The sequence below is a fragment of the Marinobacter vulgaris genome (assembly GCF_003344045.1).
GTDB lineage: Bacteria > Pseudomonadota > Gammaproteobacteria > Pseudomonadales > Oleiphilaceae > Marinobacter > Marinobacter vulgaris.
Map to the genome: position 1 here is coordinate 131,146 of NZ_QFWX01000002.1, position 17,482 is coordinate 148,627.

The following is a 17,482-nucleotide window of genomic DNA, read 5'->3' on the forward strand; positions in this document are numbered from 1 at the left end:
ACCATATCACGATGCGAAAAAGCAGTTTAAACTGACTGCACTCTAAAGCTGACTCAACGCCCTTTGCCCATGACTGATTTTGAAACCCTGAACATGTTGAAGGCTGGCCTTGAAGACTGGCTGCGGCCCGGCATAACGGCCCTGCTTTCCCTTGTTTTTACCTTCCTGATTTACGAAGGTGTGCTGGCGATCATCAAGCGGCTCACCCGCAGCAAGACCGTTCCGCGATTGTTTCTTGATGCTTCCGAGACGGCGCTGGGCATTGTCATTTCGCTGCTGGTTCTCAACGGCGTCCTGGAGACCTTCTCCCCGGACTTGCTGTGGTTAAACCATATCCAGCATGCAGCAACCCTGTTTTTGATTATTGCGGTTACCTGGGCGCTGGTCCGATGCACCTCCGCTATCGGTAATGTCATTGTTGCCATGAACCCGGTTCTGGAGGGCCAGTGGAAACGGGCCCGCAAGGTGGAAACGCAGACACGGTTTCTGGTCAGAATTCTGAACATCCTTGTCATCATCCTCGGGCTGGGAGCCGCCCTGATGACCTTCGAGCCGGTTCAACACCTTGGTGGCAGCCTGCTGGCCTCCGCAGGTGTTGGCGGCATCATATTGGGGTTCGCCGCCAAACCGGTGCTCAGCAACCTGCTGGCCGGCATGCAGATCGCCCTGACCCAGCCTTTCCGCATAGACGACGTACTGCACGTACAGGGCGAGTGGTGCTGGGTGGAGGAGGTAACGGCAACCTACGTGGTGCTGAGGGTCTGGGACCTGAGGCGGCTGGTGGTGCCCCTGCAGTGGTTTATCGAGAACCCGTTCCAGAACTGGTCGCGAAACGACACGGAACTGACGGGGCCGGTGTTCCTGCACGTGGACTATTCCATGCCCATTGAACCCCTGCGGACTGAATACGACCGCTTGCTGCGACAGTCACCGCAGTGGAACGGAAACACCGCAACGGTTCAGGTAACCGATGCCGGCGACACCAATATGGAGGTTCGCCTGTTGATGAGCGCCAAGGACTCCTCGGGGCTGTGGGATCTCCGTTGCGCCATTCGTGAAGGCATGATCACCTTTATCCAGGAGCAGTTCCCTGACCAGCTGCCCCGCGTCCGTGCAAGGCTTGTTGATCAGCCCGATCAGTGAGGTGCAGCTTCGGTTACCCGGTCCACCAGATAGACCAGCCCGTGATAATCAATTCCGCCGTGGCGGCTCAGGCCAATCTCACAGGTGCGACTGGTGGAGATTCCTTCTTCGCAGCCGTCTATCTGACGGGGCAGCGTTCGCAGGGCGTGACTGTTCAGTTCCGGCACGTTGAACCCCTTGTCACCGGCAAAGGCGCAGCAGTGAATATCTTCCGGGATCACCACATTGGTGCTGCAGCGCCTTGCGATGTCGATCAGACCCTGTGACTCACCCAGATGCTGGGTGCTGCAGGTCACATGGACTGCGATTGCCGTCTCTTCAGGCCTGAACACCAGGCGATCCACCAGCTTTTCACGGATGAACTTCACCGGGTCATACAGGTCCAGGCCCAGCTCACGGGCTGCCTCCTGAATCTGCAGGGTGCAGGGGCTGGTGTCGCAGTACACCGGGTCCTGGCCGTTACGGCTGGCCGCCAGCAGTGCATCCAGCAGTTCCGTTCGCTTGCGGTCCGCCTGTTGCGGATAACCCTTGGAGGCAAAAGGCTGGCCGCAGCAAAGAGCATCCAGCCCCTGGGGATGAATCACCTGGTAACCGGCCTTCTCCAGCAACTGGCGGGTTTTATCCTGCAGTGTCGTCTGTTCTGGGTCGCCACTGGCCGGACCCATGACCCGGGAGACGCAGGCCGGGAGATAAACCACCCGTGGCGCGTCACTGTCCGCTACCGGTACTGGCGGCACAAAGCGGATGGGCTGGGGCATGGACGGGTCCCATTGCGGCAGCCGCTGCCCCGAGACTTTACTCATCCCTGCGCTCAGTTTTGCCAGCCTCGGGGCGCCGAGAAGTCTTTCCGCGCCGGATGCCATGGCAAGCACGAAGCGTGTGCCACTCAGCACAGTCTGAAAATGATTCGCCATCCAGCTGGCTGTGCCGGTGTGACCGGTTTTCCGGGCCCGCAACTTGCGCACCAGGTCGCCGGTATTGATATCCACCGGGCAGCGCTGGGCGCACAAGCCCGTGGCGGCGCAGGTATCAATACCCTGATACTGGTAGGCGGCTTCCAGCTCGGAAGTGTCCTCTCCGGCCCGTTTTTTAGCCTGGATATCACGCCAGATCACAATGCGCTGGCGTGGCGACAGTGTCAGCCCCTCTGAAGGGCACACCGGCTCGCAGAAACCGCACTCGATACACTTATCAATCAGCGGATCGGCGGCGGGCAACGGCTTCAGGTTTTTCAGGTGGATGTCCGGATCGCGGGAAAGAACCACATCCGGATTGAGCAGGTTTTCCGGGTCCAGCAGGCCCTTGATCTCCCACATCAACTGCCAGGCATCGTGCCCCCACTCCAGCTCCACAAAGGGTGCCATGTTGCGGCCGGTACCGTGCTCCGCCTTGAGGGAGCCACCGAATTCAACCGCCACCAGTTGCGAGACGTCTTTCATGAAGGCGTCGTAGCGGGCCACTTCATCGGGATCATCAAACCCCTGGGGAAATACGAAGTGAAGATTCCCTTCCAGGGCATGGCCGAAGATGATGGCGTTGTCGTAGCCGTGTTTTACGAACAGCGCCTGAAGTCGCTTCACGCCCTCGGCCAGCTGGTCGAGGGGGAAGGTCACATCTTCGATAATCACCGTGGTGCCGATCGGCCGTACCGCACCCACGGCGGGGAAAGTCCCCTTGCGGATGGCCCACAGCAGGTCAGACACTTGCGGATCGGTGGTGAAGTCCACTTTTTCTTCCACCCTGAACTCAGCCAAAGCGGCCTTGATCCGAACCAGTTGCTCCTGCAACAACGCCTGGTCAGGCGCCCGTGTTTCAATCAACAACGCGCAGGCATCGTCCGACAACCCGTGGATCCACTCCGGAAGGCCGGGTTTGTCCTCAACCGAGCGCAGACTTCGCCGGTCCAGCAGCTCGACGGCGTCAACCGGCTGGGAGCGCAGCATCGCAGCCGCCCGACAACAGCTGTCGGCATTGGTAAACACCAGCAGAGCCGTGGCCTTGTTGGGGTAATCCGGCACGGTGTTGTAGGTGACCGAGCTGACAAAACCCAGGGTGCCCTCAGAGCCCACCATCAGGTGGGTGAGGATATCCAGGGGGTCGCTGTAGTCCACCAGGGCGTTGAGCGAGAGACCGGTGGTGTTTTTCAGCCGATACTTGTGGCGGATGCGATCCGCAAGCTCGGTGTTGGCCCGGGTCTGGGCCGCCAGCTGCTCCAGTTCCGAAAGCAATGCTCCATGGCTGGCCCGGAAGACCTTCACGCTGGCGAAGTCCTCGGTGTCCACCACAGCCCCGTCCGCCAGCACAAGCCGCATGCTGGCAAGGGTATGATAGGTATTCTGGGCGGTGCCGCAGCACATGCCACTGGCGTTGTTGGCAACAATACCACCAATCTTGCAGGCATTGATGGACGCAGGGTCAGGCCCGATCTTGTAACCGTAGGGCGCCAGCCAGGCGTTGGCCTGGGCGCCAATAATCCCGGGCTGCAGCCGGATCTGACGGCCGCCGTTGCGAATCTCGTGATCCCGCCACTGATCACCCAGCACCAGCAGGATGGAGTCGCTGATGGCCTGGCCGGACAGGCTGGTGCCAGCCGCCCGGAAGGTAACCGGTGCCGCGAAGCGCCGGGCGATCTTCAGCACCCCGACCACTTCCTCCTCGCTCTCCACCTTGACCACGGCACCCGGAATCAGCCGGTAAAAGCTGGCGTCGGTGCCATAGGCCAGGGTCGACAGCGGGTCGTTAAACACCCGTTGATGCGGAATCAGCTCTTTTATTGCCGCCAGGGCTTCAGGGGAAAGACTCATGAGGCTCCCATCAGTGGATCAGTCACGCCGAGCAGATAGGACGCTGCCAGCGCAATCAACCCGGTAAACAGAATATAGTATAGGGCGGGCCATATGGTTTTGCGCAGGGTCTGCCCCTCCTTGCCCAGCAGCCCCACAGTCGCCGACGCAGCCACCACGTTATGAATGGCGACCATGTTGCCGGCCGCAGCACCAATAGCCTGTGCCGCCACAATCAGCGCCGTCGATAGCCCCAGGCCCTCGGCCACGCCGAACTGGAACTGGCTGAACATCATATTGGATACGGTGTTGGAGCCGGCAAGGAAGGCCCCCATGGCACCTACCGCTGGCGCAAGCAACGGATAGATGCCGCCGACGGTATCTGCCACCCAGGCCGCCATGGCAATCGGCATACTGGGCAGATCCGACATATTGACGCCCGAATTGATCAGGATACGAACCATCGGCACGGTAAACAGCAACACGAAACTGGCGCTGAGAAGTACGCCACTGGACTCGCGAACGGCCGCAGTCAGCTCTTTCACCTGCATGCGGTGAATAAAGAAGGTGGCAATCACTACCATCACCAGAATGCCACCCGGCAGATACAGAGGCTGGAAGCTCGCACTGATGCCGGCTTCACCGAGGATATTGGTGACGCCCACCGAGACCGAAGTGAAAGCGTCCTTGACCGGGGCAACGGTGCGGCTGATCACCAGCACCACGCCCACCAGCACATAGGGCAACCAGGCGCGGAACGAACTCATGGGCTTCTTGGTCAGCTCATCCAGTTTCATTTCAATGGTGCCCAGCCACTCCGAGGGCCACTCTTTGCTGGGGGCAAAATCCCAGTTGGTCTTGGGCAACAGGAAGCCTTTGCGGGCGGCGGTGGTCACAATGGCAAGGCCGATCAGGCCACCCAGCAGGGACGGGAACTCGGGGCCCAGAACGACCCCGGTAATGGCATAGGGAACCACGAACGCAAGACCCGCAAACAGGGCAAATGGCAGAACCTCAAGGCCCTCGCGCCAGCTCCGGTTTTTGCCGAAGAAACGGGTCATCATCATCACCATGAACAGGGGCATGAACACGCCAACGATGGCGTGAATAATGGCAACATCGGAAGTAATGAGCTGCAGATAGGCATCCCAGTTGGCACCAACCGCTTCCAGCCTTTCGGAGATGGTGGCCTTATCCAGGCCGGTGGTCACGCCCACGATGATCGGGGTACCCACGGCGCCGAAGGAAACCGGTGTGCTCTGAACCATCATGCCCAGCATGACCGCGGCCATGGCCGGGAAACCGATGGCGACCAGCAACGGCGCGGCGATGGCGGCGGGGGTACCAAAACCAGAGGCGCCCTCGATGAAACAGCCGAACAGCCAGGTGATGATAATCGCCTGAATACGGCGGTCCGGGCTGATATTGGCAAACCCCGCCCTTATCGCGGTAATGCCACCGGAATGCTTCAGCGTGTTCAACAGCAGGATTGCACCGAAAATAATCCACAGCAAGCCGATAGTGATACCCAGCCCCTGCAGGGTTGAAGCCACAATACGGTTGAAGGACATGTCCCAGGCCGTCAGGCCGATAAGCGCGGTGACAATGAACACGATGGGCATGGAGCGCCGGGCGGGCCAACGCAGCCCGATCAGCAAAATACCCGCCAGCAGAATGGGGGTGAAGGCCAGTAACGCGAGAAGACCGGGCGACATCGGAGGCTCCTGGATTTTTTTGTTGGGCAATTTGGGTAATTGGTAATACCAATTTACAATGACGGGAAAACAAGATAAGGGATCTTTGCGGGGACTTCAAAACAAAATTCTTAGACATTAGTCGCGTTGATGGGGTTGCGGGTTATCTTTTGCCCCTTTGCCCTTCATAATTAACAATTGGTAAGACCACATCAGGACAATAATGAGCATAGGACGGATTGCACCAAGGCGCCTCGCAGACAGCATCGTCGAGGAACTGGAGAAGATGATTCTGGAAGGCACCCTGCAGCCCGGGGAGCGGCTTCCGGCTGAGCGCACCCTGGCCGGACGGTTCGGGGTATCTCGCCCGTCATTGCGCGAAGCGGTACAGAGGCTGGCGACCAAGGGGCTGCTGGTCAGCCGCCAGGGCGGCGGGCATTATGTGTCGGAATCGCTGGGGTCGAGCTTTACCGACCCGTTGATCACACTGCTGGAAAATCGACCGGACGCCCAGAAAGACCTGCTGGAATACCGCCGCACCCTGGAAGCCGACTGCGCCTACTACGCCGCACTCCGGGCGACGGCGCTAGACAAGGCCCACCTGAAAACCGCCTACGAAACCCTGCAGGCCTGCTACGCCTCAGAGGCCAGCAGTGACCTGAGCGAGGAAGGGTCAGCCGACGCGCGATTCCACCTGGCCATCGCCGAAGCCAGCCACAATATCATTTTGCTGCACACCATCCGGGGATTGTTCAGCCTGCTGAAAACCAACGTGGTCACCAACATTGGCGGCATGTACGCCAGGGAAAAGCGAACTCGAAGCGAGCTCACGGAACAGCATCGCCTGCTGTTCGAGGCCATTATCGAGGGGCGCGCCGATGACGCGCGGTTTTTCGCCGGGCAACACATTCAGTACGCCCAGCACGTGTTGTCCGAAAAGCACGAAAATGACCGAAGGATGGAAACGTCCCTGCGCCGGAGCAGCCCGGGCGCGGCAGCCGAAGCCGAAGCCGGCAAACCCGCCTGACAACAATAAAGCTCAGTCGCGCTCTGCGCCCCTGAGAATGGCGTGCAGCAACTCTTCTGCATCAAACTTGGTCAGCGCCTCGTCAGCCCCCACCTGTTTGGCGTAGCTTACGCTCATTTCGCTGTTCAGCGAGGTGTGAAGAATAATATAAGGCTGGTTGAGGGAACTGCTGTCACGCACGTTGAAGGTCAGCTCGTAGCCGTCCAGACCGGGCATTTCGATGTCGCTCACCAGGATATCGATGGGCCGGCCGTCGCTATTGGCATTTATCATCAGATCCAGCGCATCCTGGCCGTTGGTGGTGACAAAATAGGTGACGTCCTTGCTGTCCAGGGCATCGGACAACTGCTTCCGCGCCACCTGGGAGTCGTCGACCAGGAGAATATTCAGGCCTTTCAGGGTCTCACGCTGTACGTCCGTCAGCACCACCTCGCCAGGATCAACGGACTCCGGATACACCCGCGCCAGCAGCAGCTCCACATCCAGCAACTGAACGATCTGGTCCTCAATGGTCACCAGTCCGGTAATGAAAGCCCGGTCGCCGAGGCTTTTCGGCGGAGGCATGACATCTTTCCATTCAGTCTCGACAATTTTCCGCACGCTGCGAACCAGAAAGCCGATTTCCCTGCGCTGAATGTCGGTCACGATAATCGACGCGGTCTTGCGCTCTTCCGCCGTCAGTGGCGGATAACCAACGGCTGCGGCCATGTCAATGACCGGCACCGCCGAGCCCCGGAAGCTCATGGTACCGACCACCGCCGAATGGCTGTGGGGCAGCCTGGTCAGCGGAACAAACGGCATGATTTCGCGGATTTTCAGGGTGCCAAGGCCGAAAGGCCTGTGACTTGTCAGATAGAACAGCAACAGTTTCTGGGGGTGCTTGGTGCCCTCGGCCATAACCTTGTAACCTGTCTGGAACTTTGCGAAAAATGTATCAGGCCGACAATAACACGCCGGCCCGCCTCAAATTGTAAGATTTTGCAGCCGGCCGCCTACCCGAGATGAACGCCCGATGAAGAACCTGACCTTCTCTTCCCACTACGCCAGGTCCGTCCTGTTCGGCCTGGAGAAGGCGGGAGGTTATTCCGATGAACTGCTGCGCAAAAACGGCATTGACCCGGACTTTGTGCACTCGCCGCGGGCGCGTGTGCCCACCGAGCAGTTCATACGTCTGTTCCGCCTGGTGTGGGGCAAGCTGGATGACGAATTCATGGGCCGCACCGCACAACCCTGCCGCGTGGGGCACTTTCATCTGATGGGATCACTGGCTGTGCACAGCGATAACCTGGAGGAGGTCATCCGCCAGAGCATTCGCTGTTACCGGCTGTTCTCCGACGACATCGTGATCGAACTGGACACCGGCGGCGAGGAGGTAGAGCTGAGCATCACCCATCGTCGCCCGGAGCTGGACCCGGACAATTTCCTGGTGGAGTGGCTGTTGCTGGTATGGCACCGGTTGATTGGCTGGCTGATTGGCCGCAAGATCGTGCTCAGCCATGCCACTTTTCAGCACGGGCTTCCCGGCCACTTCGACGAGTACCGTTTTGTGTTCCCCTGCCAGTGCACCTTCAATCGCGACCGTAACAGCCTGTTTTTCAGCCGCAACTACCTGGACATGCCGGTAACACGAACGCCCGCCGAGCTCGACGAGTTCATCGCGCAGTCTCCCCGCAATCTGCTGATCTGGACAGACGAGGATGACAGTGTTACCACCCGGGTACGCCAGAGCCTGGAAAATCTCGAAGAGGAGCGATTACCCACTCAGGAGCAGATGGCCGGACACCTGCACATGACGGCTCATACCCTGTCGCGGAAACTGAAGGCAGAAGGCAGCTCCTACCAGAAGATCAAGGACAACCTGCGGCGGGACCAGGCGGTGATCATGCTCACGCGCCAGAACCTGACGGTATCCGAGATTTCGTTACAGTTGGGGTTTGCCGAGCCCGGCGCCTTTTCCCGTGCCTTCAAGCACTGGACCGGGCTCAGCCCACTGGCCTACCGCAAGCAGGACCAGTAGTTTTCTCGCTGTTTACAGCAGTTCGATGGCTACCGCTGTTCCTTCACCACCACCGATGCACAGGGACGCCACGCCGCGCTTGAGGCCACGCTGTTTCAGGGCGTTGATCAGGGTAACCATGATCCGCGAGCCGGAAGAACCGATGGGGTGACCCAGGGCACAGGCGCCGCCATGGACGTTGACCTTGTCGGCGTCCAGGCCAAGCTCGTTGATGGCCGCCAGGGTGACCACGGCAAAGGCTTCGTTGATCTCGAACAGGTCCACGTCGTCGCGGCTCCAGCCGGCCTTTTTCAGTACCTTTTCGATGGCACCGATGGGCGCGAGGGTGAACTCGGCCGGCAGGCGGGCGTGGGTAGCGTGGGCGACAATGCGGGCCTGGGGTGTGAGGCCGCGCTTCTCGGCTTCTTCACGGCTGGCCAGCACCATGGCGGAGGCGCCATCGCTGATGGAGCTGGAGTTGGCGGCGGTCACGGTGCCGTCTTTGGCGAAAGCCGGTTTGAGCTGGGGGATCTTTTCAGGCCTGGCTTTGCCGGGCTGTTCGTCGGTATCAACCACGGTGTCACCACCACGGCCGGAGACGGTCACGGCAGTGATTTCGTCGGCGAAGCCGCCGTTCTTGATGGCCGCCAGCGAGCGCTCAAGGGAGGCAATGGCGAAATTGTCCATGGCTTCGCGGCTGATATCGTACTTGTCCGCGGTGCGCTGGGCGAATACGCCCATGAGGCCGCCTTCGTAGGCGTCTTCAAGGCCGTCGAGGAACATGGAGTCCATGATCTGACCGTGGCCCATGCGATAGCCGGCGCGGGCCTTGGGCAGCATGTAAGGCGCCTGGCTCATGTTTTCCATGCCGCCGGCAATCATGATGCTGTTGGTACCGGCTTTGATCTGGTCATGGGCCATGATCACGGCCTGCATGCCGGAGCCGCACATTTTGTTGATGGTGGTGCAGCCGCTGGAATCAGGAATGCCGGAGGCGCGGGAGGCCTGGCGTGCCGGCGCCTGGCCAAGGCCACCGGGCAGTACGCAGCCCATGATGACTTCCTGGATGTCGGCGGGCTGCAGGCCACTTCTTTCGATAGCCGCCTTGATGGAGGTGGCGCCCAGGTCCGGGGAACGCACGGAGCTCAGGTCGCCCATCATTCCGCCCATTGGGGTTCTGGCGGAGCCTGCTATGACTACTTCTGTGTTGCTCATGGTTTTAGTCCTCTTGATTCGGGGGCGGGCCAAGTAGCGAACCCCGGGCCGGGACACGCCGTGAATACATCCCTGTAGGCTCGTAAAAAACATCCGTGTTTTTTCGGTCCCGTCCCGGGGTTCGCTACTTGGCCTCCAACTTATGAGTTATCTTCTGGCCTAATTAAAGCTTGTGTTTACGCTTTTCCTAAAACAGATCTCGCGATGATTTCTTTCATCACCTCGGATGTACCGCCGTAGATTCTTTGTACCCTCGCATCGATAAACGCTCTCGAAATCGGGTACTCGCTGGTGTAACCGTAACCGCCGAACAACTGCAGGCAGCCGTCTGCCACCCGGCACTGCATCTCCGTGGCGCTGTACTTGGCCATGGAAGCCGTGGCGGCGTCGAGTTCGCCTTTTTCGTACAGGGCGATGCATTCGTCGACGAAGGCGCGGTTGACGCGGCAGTCGGTTTCCATGCGGGCGATTTCGAAGCGGGTGTTCTGCAGTTGGGCCAGTTTCTGGCCGAACAGTTCCCGCTCCTGGGCGTAGGTGATAGTCAGGTCCAGGGCGCCGCGGGCTGCGGCTACACCCAGGGCACCGATGACCAGGCGTTCGCGGGGGAGTTCGCGCATCAGGTACATGAAGCCCTGGCCTTCTTCACCCAGTAATGCCGAGGCGGGAATGCGCATGTCGGAGAAGAACAGCTCCGAGGTGTCACCCGAATGCTGGCCGATTTTGTCGAGGTTGCGGCCTTTGCTGTAACCCGGCAGGGAGGTGTCTACCAGGAAAAGGCTGATGCCCCGGGCGCCGGCTTTGGGGTCGGTTTTGGCGGCAACGATGACCATGTCGGCGTGCTGGCCGTTGGTGATGAAGGTTTTGGAGCCGTTGAGGATGTAGTCATCCCCGTCTTTCACCGCACTGGTGCGCATGGCCTGCAGGTCGCTGCCGGCGCCCGGTTCGGTCATGGCGATGGCGCCCACGGCTTCACCGGAGACCATTTTCGGCAGCCAGTACTGGCGCTGTTCTTCGTTGCCGATGTGGCTGAGGTAGGGGGCGACGATGTCGGAGTGCACCATGACGTTGGTGGACAGGGCGCCAAAGCCCATGCGGGCCATTTCTTCGCCCACTATAACGGAGTACAGGAAGGGCGCGCCGCAGCCGCCCCAGTCTTCGTGTACGTCGACGCACAGCATGCCGGCGTTGCCCAGGGTGTTCCAGAGTTCCCGGGGTACGATACCGGAGTGTTCCCAGGCTTCGTAATGGGGAATCACCTCGGTTTCCAGGGCCTTGATGACGGACTCCCGGAACATTTCGAGCTCTTCTTTATCAACAACGCTGGTCATGGTTGTCTCCTTCAATTGCTGGGGCACCATTATTAGCGGGGCGCCATTCGCAGGGCGTTGTCGAGGCGGATGACTTCGCCGTTAAGGATCGGATTGCGCACCATCTGGTCTACCAGCATGCCGAATTCCTCGGCCTTGCCCAGGCGCTTGGGGAACGGCAGTGTGGCGGCCAGGCTGTCCTGCACTTCCTGGGGCATGCCCGCCATCATCGGGGTCATGAAGATGCCCGGTGCGATGGTGTTCACGCGGATGCCTTCCCGCGCCAGCTCCCGTGCGGACTGCAGGGTCATGGCAACAACGCCGCCCTTGGAGGCGCTGTAGGCGGCCTGGCCGATCTGGCCTTCGAAGGCGGCCACGGAAGCGGTGGAGATCACCACGCCCCGCTCGCCATCGGCGTTGGGCTCGCGTTGGGCCATGTCGGCGGCAGCCAGGCGCATGATGTTGAAGGTGCCGATCAGGTTGACCTGGATAACCTTGTTGAAGTTCTCGAGGGGCATGGGCCCTTCCTTGCCCAGGATCTTGGCGGCGGGCGCAATACCGGCACAGTTGACGGCAATGCCACACAGGCCGTGGGCGTCGCGGGCGGCTTTTACCGCGGCTTCGGCGCTTTCAGCGGAGGACACGTCGCACTCAATGAACACACCCCCGATATCCTTTGCGACCGCTTCGCCCTGCTCTTTCTGCAGGTCAAAAATGGCCACTTTGCAGCCGGCAGCTGCCAGCGCGCGGGCTGCGCCCTCGCCAAGGCCTGAAGCACCACCGGTTACGATGGCTGGTACACCTTGAAATTCCATGATTGTCTCCTGATATCAGCACCGCCAGCTCAGCCCCGGGGCCAGCTGGCGAACAGTTCGAATTTGGATAGGCAGTCAGTCTGTCTTAGTCACCTCCTGGGCGCCATGACATAACCGGGCAGGAAATTTGATAAAAATTGACACGCCGGGGCCAACACACCTGTCGGCCCCGGCGCTCACAGCAAGCGGTCAGAGCTTTTTGGCGTCGTCCCGCAGCACAAACTTCTGGATCTTGCCGGTGGATGTTTTCGGCAGTTCGCTGAACACAATGGTCTTGGGCACCTTGAACTTGGCCATCCGCTCCCGGCAGAAAGCGATGATGTCATCTTCACTGACATCCCCGGCTTCCGGCTTCAGGGTCACGAAGGCGCAGGGCGTCTCGCCCCATTTCTCATCGGGCCTGGCCACCACGGCGGCTTCCAGAATATCCGGATGGCGGTACAGCACGTCCTCCACTTCGATGGTGGAAATATTCTCGCCACCGGAGATGATGATGTCCTTCAGACGGTCCTTGATCTCGGCATAGCCGTCGGCATGCCAGACTGCCAGGTCTCCGGTATGGAACCAGCCGCCCCGCAGGGCTTCAGCGGTGGCATCAGGGTTCTTCAGGTAGCCTTTCATCACCGTGTTGCCGCGCAGGAAAATCTCGCCAATGGTCTTGCCGTCTTTCGGCACCGCTTCCATGCCGTCCGGATCCCCCACCATCATGCCAGCCAGGGTGTGGTAACGGACCCCTTGGCGCGCCTTGATGCGGGCCCGGTCTTCCACCGGCAGGTCGTCCCATTCGGATTTCCAGGCGCACACGGTGACCGGGCCATACACTTCCGTGAGGCCGTAAACGTGGGTCACCTGGATGCCCATTTCCTCGATCGCTTCAATCACCTTGGCCGGAGGCGCGGCGCCGGCTGTCATTGCCTGCACGGTGTGGCTGAAGCTGGATTTCAACGCCGCCGACGCGCCCAGCAGGGTGTTCAGGACAATGGGCGCGCCGCACATATGGCTGACCTTGTGCTCACTGATCAGCTGCAGAATCTTCTCCGGGTCCACCTTGCGCAGGCATACATGGGTGCCGGCGAAGGCGGTGATGGTCCAGGGAAAGCACCAGCCGTTGCAGTGGAACATCGGCAGCGTCCACAGATAGACCGGGTGCATGCCCATGGACCATACCGCCTGGTTGCCCATGGCATTTTCGTAGGCTCCGCGATGGTGGTAGACAACGCCCTTGGGGTTGCCGGTAGTGCCGGAGGTATAGCACAGCGAAATCGCATCCCACTCATCCCCAGGCATCTGCCATTCGAATTCGGGATCACCACTGGCCAGGAAGTCCTCGTAATCCAGGTCACTCACCCGGGTACCAGCGCCGCCAAATTCTGCATCGTTGACGTCAATTACCAGCGGCGGGTTATCCAGCAGCGCCACAGCTTCATTGATAACGTCGCCAAATTCCCGGTCTGCAATCAGCACCTTGGACTCGCCATGCTCAAGCATGAAGGCAATGGTCTTCGCGTCCAGACGCGTATTAAGGGCATTCAGTACCGCACCCAGCATGGGAACACCGAAATGGCACTCCAACATCTCGGGAATATTGGGCAGCATCGCCGCCACCGTATCCCCCTTGCCCACCCCCTTCACAGACAGGGCGGATGAAAGACGCCGGCAGCGTTCGTAGGTTTGCTGCCAGTTGCGGCGGGTTTTGCCATGAATCACGGCCGGATATTCCGGATACACGCTGGCGGTACGCACCAGGAAATCCAGCGGTGTCAGGGGCGCGTGGTTTGCATCGGTGGGCGCAAGGCCCTGATCAAAGATCGAAGCCATACAGGTCTCCTGATGTTGTTGTTCTGGATTGTTATCCTGTCCCCATGACTATAGGGCAACGGACCGGTTTTGACACTTCCACCATACGCCGAAAATTTTTTCTGCCCACCATTCGAATTCGATCCTGAAAATACTTTACGTTTACGTAAACTTTATCTAACCTAAGTCTTAAAAAGGAAACCGCCATGGACATCAAGAAAACTTACAGCATCAGCGAGCTCGCCAAGGAGTTCGACGTCACTACCCGAAGCGTACGTTTTTACGAAGACCAGGGCCTGCTCCACCCCACCCGGCGCGGACAGACCCGCATCTTCAGCTCGAAAGACCGGGTACGCCTGAAGCTGATCCTGCGGGGCAAACGCATGGGCTTTTCCCTGTCGGAAACCAAGGAGCTGTTCGACCTGTGGGACGAAACCCTCAGCGGTAACGAAAAGCAGCTCCTGCTGATGCTGAACACCCTGGCCAACAAGCGGGCACAACTGGAACAGCAGAAAAACGACATTGCCCAGGCGGAAATGGAAATGGATACGGCAGAGGCAAGATGCCGCGAAGCGCTTGCCGATCTGCAGAAGAAAAAGCGTGAACAGACAAAAATACAAAAAGCACAAATAAAAGAAGAACCACAACCAGTCGAACAGAAGTAACGGGAATGACAAGTCCTGCCCACTCACCTTGTCAGCCAACTCTCTGCGAAGATCAAAAGGTAGCCAACAATGAAAGCACAATACTCAGAGTTCAATTTCGGCCTCGGCGAGACGGTAGATATGCTGCGCGAGCAGATCAACGGGTTTGCCGCGAAAGACATAGCTCCCCGTGCCGAAGATATTGACCGGGAAAACCTGTTCCCCAACGACCTGTGGAAAAAGTTCGGTGACATGGGCCTGCTGGGCATTACCGCCGACGAGGCCTACGGCGGCTCTGGCATGGGCTACCTGGCACACGTGGTCGCCATGGAAGAAATCAGCCGCGCGTCTGCCTCCGTGGGCCTGTCTTACGGCGCCCACTCCAACCTGTGTGTCAACCAGATCAACCGCAACGGCTCCGACGAGCAGAAAGAAAAATACCTGCCCAAGCTTATAAGCGGCGAACATATCGGCGCCCTTGCCATGTCCGAACCCAACGCCGGCTCCGACGTGATCTCCATGAAACTCAGCGCCAAAGACGCCGGCGACCACTACGTGCTCAATGGCAGCAAGATGTGGATCACCAACGGCCCCGACGCCCACGTCTACGTGATCTACGCCAAAACCGACCCGGCTGCAGGCCCACGTGGCATCACCGCCTTCATCGTCGAACGCGACACCCCGGGATTCAGCCAGGCCCAGAAACTGGACAAACTGGGCATGCGCGGCTCCAACACCTGCGAGCTGGTGTTCGAAGACGCAAAAGTCCCCAAGGAAAACGTGATGGGTGGCCTCGGCAACGGCGCCAAGGTACTCATGAGCGGCCTGGACTATGAACGCCTGGTCCTCGCCGGCGGCCCGCTGGGCATCATGCAGGCCGCCATGGATGTAGTGGTTCCCTACATCCGCGAACGCAAACAGTTCGGCCAGGCCATCGGCGAATTCGAACTGGTCCAGGGCAAAGTCGCCGACATGTACACCTGGATGAACACCGCCAAATCCTACGTCTACATGGTCGCCATGTCCGCCGACCGCGGCAACACCACCAGAAAAGACGCCGCCGGTGCGATTCTGTATTCCGCGGAAATGGCCACCAAACTGGCCCTGGATGCGATCCAGCTGCTGGGCGGCAATGGCTACATCAACGAATATCCGACGGGCCGCCTGCTGCGGGATGCCAAGCTCTACGAAATCGGCGCCGGCACGTCCGAAATCCGCCGGATGCTGATCGGCCGCGAGCTGTACCTGAACAACTGAGGGCAATAGCTGCAGGAATGCCGGCAGCCAGCACCCATGCATATCAAGGCGCTGGTGGGCGGGGCTTCCGGAACCGTAAAAAACAGGGATGTTTTTTACGAGCCTACATGGGCGTATTAACGGCGTGTTCCGGAAGCCCCATCCACCAGTGCCGAGGCACGGACTAAGACGCACGGACTAGAAATCTATGACAACACTCCAAAGCAAGATCAACCCAAGGTCCGAAGAATTCCAGGCCAACCAGGAATCCATGGCAAAAGCCGTGGCAGACCTGCGGGACAAAGTCGCCACAATCCAGCAGGGCGGAGGCCCCTCCTACCAGGAGCGCCACATTGCCCGCGGCAAACTGCTCCCGAGGGAGCGCATCAACCGCCTCCTGGACGACGGCTCTCCCTTCCTTGAGGTGGGCCAGTTCGCCGCCTACAACGTTTACGACGAAGAAGTCCCCGCCGCCGGCGTGATTGCCGGCGTGGGTCGCGTCTCCGGCACCGAATGCATGATTATCGCCAATGACGCCACGGTCAAAGGCGGCAGCTACTACCCGCTGACGGTAAAAAAACACCTGCGGGCCCAGGAAATCGCCCTGCAGAACCGCCTGCCCTGCATCTATCTGGTCGATTCCGGCGGCGCCAACCTGCCACGGCAGGACGAAGTCTTCCCGGACCGCGACCACTTCGGCCGCATTTTCTTCAACCAGGCCCGTATGTCTGCCGACGACATTCCCCAGATCGCCGTGGTCATGGGCCTGTGCACCGCCGGCGGTGCCTACGTACCGGCCATGGCCGACGAATCCATCATCGTGCGCAATCAGGGCACCATCTTCCTGGCCGGCCCGCCACTGGTCAAAGCCGCCACCGGTGAAGTGGTCAGCGCCGAAGACCTGGGCGGTGCCGACGTACACTGCAAAGTCTCCGGCGTGGCCGACCACTACGCCGAAAACGACGCCCACGCCCTGGAAATCGCCCGCCGCTGCATCTCTAACCTCAACCGCCGCAAACCGGCGGACGTGGAGATCCGCAAGCCCAGGGCGCCGCTGTTCAATGCCGAAGAAATCTACGGCATCGTGGGCACCGATCTGCGCAAACAGTTCGACGTGCGGGACGTCATCGCCCGCATTGTCGACGGTTCCGAATTCGACGAATTCAAACGCTACTACGGCCAGACCCTGGTCACCGGCTTCGCCCATATTCACGGCTACCCGGTAGGCATCATCGCCAACAACGGCATCCTGTTCAGCGAGTCCGCACAGAAAGGCGCGCACTTTATTGAGCTGTGCTGCCAGCGCAACATCCCACTGCTGTTCCTGCAGAACATCACCGGCTTCATGGTGGGCCAGAAACACGAAGCCGAAGGCATCGCCAAGCACGGCGCCAAGATGGTCATGGCCGTGGCCTGTGCCGAAGTGCCCAAGATCACCGTACTGATCGGTGGCTCCTTTGGCGCGGGCAACTACGGCATGTGCGGCCGCGCCTACAGCCCGGACTTTCTGTGGATGTGGCCAAATGCCCGCATCTCGGTGATGGGCGGCGAACAGGCCGCCGGCGTGCTGGCAACCGTCAAGCGCGAAGGCATGGAGCGCAAGAGCCAGCAATGGAGCACGGACGAAGAGGCACAGTTCAAGAAGCCCATCGTCGACTCCTACGAACACCAGGGTCACCCCTACTACGCCAGCGCCCGCCTGTGGGATGACGGCGTGATCGACCCGGCGCAGACCCGCGAAGTGGTCGCCCTGAGCCTGTCCGCCACCCTCAATCGCCCGGCCAAGCCAACACGCTTCGGCGTGTTCCGCATGTGACGGAGGAGA

13 protein-coding genes are annotated in these 17,482 nt (G+C 60.0%); 6 read left to right on the forward strand and 7 right to left on the reverse strand.

The annotated features are described in order from the left end of the window. Nucleotides 1-69 precede the first annotated feature (69 nt). Nucleotides 70-1,143, forward strand: a complete 1,074-nt coding sequence (locus DIT71_RS03910; RefSeq protein WP_114611907.1) for a mechanosensitive ion channel family protein — start codon at nucleotides 70-72, stop codon at nucleotides 1,141-1,143. On the opposite strand, the gene DIT71_RS03915 is transcribed toward DIT71_RS03910, so the two are convergent. Next, nucleotides 1,137-3,947, reverse strand: a complete 2,811-nt coding sequence (locus tag DIT71_RS03915; protein WP_114611908.1) for an FAD-binding and (Fe-S)-binding domain-containing protein — start codon at nucleotides 3,945-3,947, stop codon at nucleotides 1,137-1,139. The genes DIT71_RS03910 and DIT71_RS03915 overlap by 7 nt on opposite strands. Continuing rightward, nucleotides 3,944-5,641, reverse strand: a complete 1,698-nt coding sequence (locus tag DIT71_RS03920; protein ID WP_114611909.1) for an L-lactate permease — start codon at nucleotides 5,639-5,641, stop codon at nucleotides 3,944-3,946. The genes DIT71_RS03915 and DIT71_RS03920 overlap by 4 nt, the downstream gene beginning before the upstream one ends. Before the next feature lie 202 nt (nucleotides 5,642-5,843). Here DIT71_RS03920 and DIT71_RS03925 point away from each other — a divergent pair, with 202 nt between their 5' ends. Then, the gene (locus tag DIT71_RS03925; protein ID WP_114611910.1) at nucleotides 5,844-6,647 is read left to right on the forward strand and encodes a GntR family transcriptional regulator; all 804 of its coding nucleotides are present in this window, start codon (nucleotides 5,844-5,846) and stop codon (nucleotides 6,645-6,647) included. A gap of 12 nt (nucleotides 6,648-6,659) precedes the next feature. Here the strand turns inward: DIT71_RS03925 and DIT71_RS03930 are convergent, their stop codons facing one another. After that, the gene (locus DIT71_RS03930; RefSeq protein WP_114611911.1) at nucleotides 6,660-7,544 is read right to left on the reverse strand and encodes a chemotaxis protein; all 885 of its coding nucleotides are present in this window, start codon (nucleotides 7,542-7,544) and stop codon (nucleotides 6,660-6,662) included. A gap of 115 nt (nucleotides 7,545-7,659) precedes the next feature. Between DIT71_RS03930 and DIT71_RS03935 the strand changes: the two genes are divergently transcribed. After that, nucleotides 7,660-8,664 (forward strand): AraC family transcriptional regulator, encoded by a 1,005-nt coding sequence (locus DIT71_RS03935; RefSeq protein ID WP_114611912.1) that lies wholly within the window; start codon nucleotides 7,660-7,662, stop codon nucleotides 8,662-8,664. A 12-nt stretch (nucleotides 8,665-8,676) separates the two neighbouring features. Here the strand turns inward: DIT71_RS03935 and DIT71_RS03940 are convergent, their stop codons facing one another. The 4 genes from DIT71_RS03940 to DIT71_RS03955 all read right to left on the reverse strand — a co-directional run bounded on the left by DIT71_RS03940 (nucleotide 8,677) and on the right by DIT71_RS03955 (nucleotide 13,798). Then, on the reverse strand, nucleotides 8,677-9,858 hold the full coding sequence (locus DIT71_RS03940; RefSeq protein WP_114611913.1) for a thiolase family protein: 1,182 nt from the start codon (nucleotides 9,856-9,858) through the stop codon (nucleotides 8,677-8,679). A 176-nt stretch (nucleotides 9,859-10,034) separates the two neighbouring features. Continuing rightward, nucleotides 10,035-11,186, reverse strand: coding sequence for an acyl-CoA dehydrogenase family protein (locus DIT71_RS03945; RefSeq protein WP_114611914.1), 1,152 nt, complete (start codon nucleotides 11,184-11,186; stop codon nucleotides 10,035-10,037). A 32-nt stretch (nucleotides 11,187-11,218) separates the two neighbouring features. Then, complete coding sequence (locus tag DIT71_RS03950) at nucleotides 11,219-11,980, reverse strand: SDR family NAD(P)-dependent oxidoreductase (RefSeq protein ID WP_114611915.1); 762 nt, start codon at nucleotides 11,978-11,980, stop codon at nucleotides 11,219-11,221. Between the two features lie 189 nt (nucleotides 11,981-12,169). Further along, nucleotides 12,170-13,798: an acyl-CoA synthetase gene (locus DIT71_RS03955; protein ID WP_114611916.1), complete on the reverse strand. Its 1,629-nt coding sequence runs from the start codon at nucleotides 13,796-13,798 to the stop codon at nucleotides 12,170-12,172. A 185-nt stretch (nucleotides 13,799-13,983) separates the two neighbouring features. Between DIT71_RS03955 and DIT71_RS03960 the strand changes: the two genes are divergently transcribed. From DIT71_RS03960 to DIT71_RS03970, 3 genes are all read left to right on the forward strand, one after another. Beyond that, a complete protein-coding gene (locus DIT71_RS03960; RefSeq protein ID WP_114611917.1) occupies nucleotides 13,984-14,442 on the forward strand; it encodes a MerR family transcriptional regulator in 459 nt (152 codons plus the stop codon). A 69-nt stretch (nucleotides 14,443-14,511) separates the two neighbouring features. Next, the gene (locus tag DIT71_RS03965; protein ID WP_114611918.1) at nucleotides 14,512-15,678 is read left to right on the forward strand and encodes an isovaleryl-CoA dehydrogenase; all 1,167 of its coding nucleotides are present in this window, start codon (nucleotides 14,512-14,514) and stop codon (nucleotides 15,676-15,678) included. A gap of 187 nt (nucleotides 15,679-15,865) precedes the next feature. Then, nucleotides 15,866-17,473, forward strand: coding sequence for a carboxyl transferase domain-containing protein (locus tag DIT71_RS03970; protein WP_114611919.1), 1,608 nt, complete (start codon nucleotides 15,866-15,868; stop codon nucleotides 17,471-17,473). The last annotated feature ends 9 nt before the right edge of the window (nucleotides 17,474-17,482 follow it).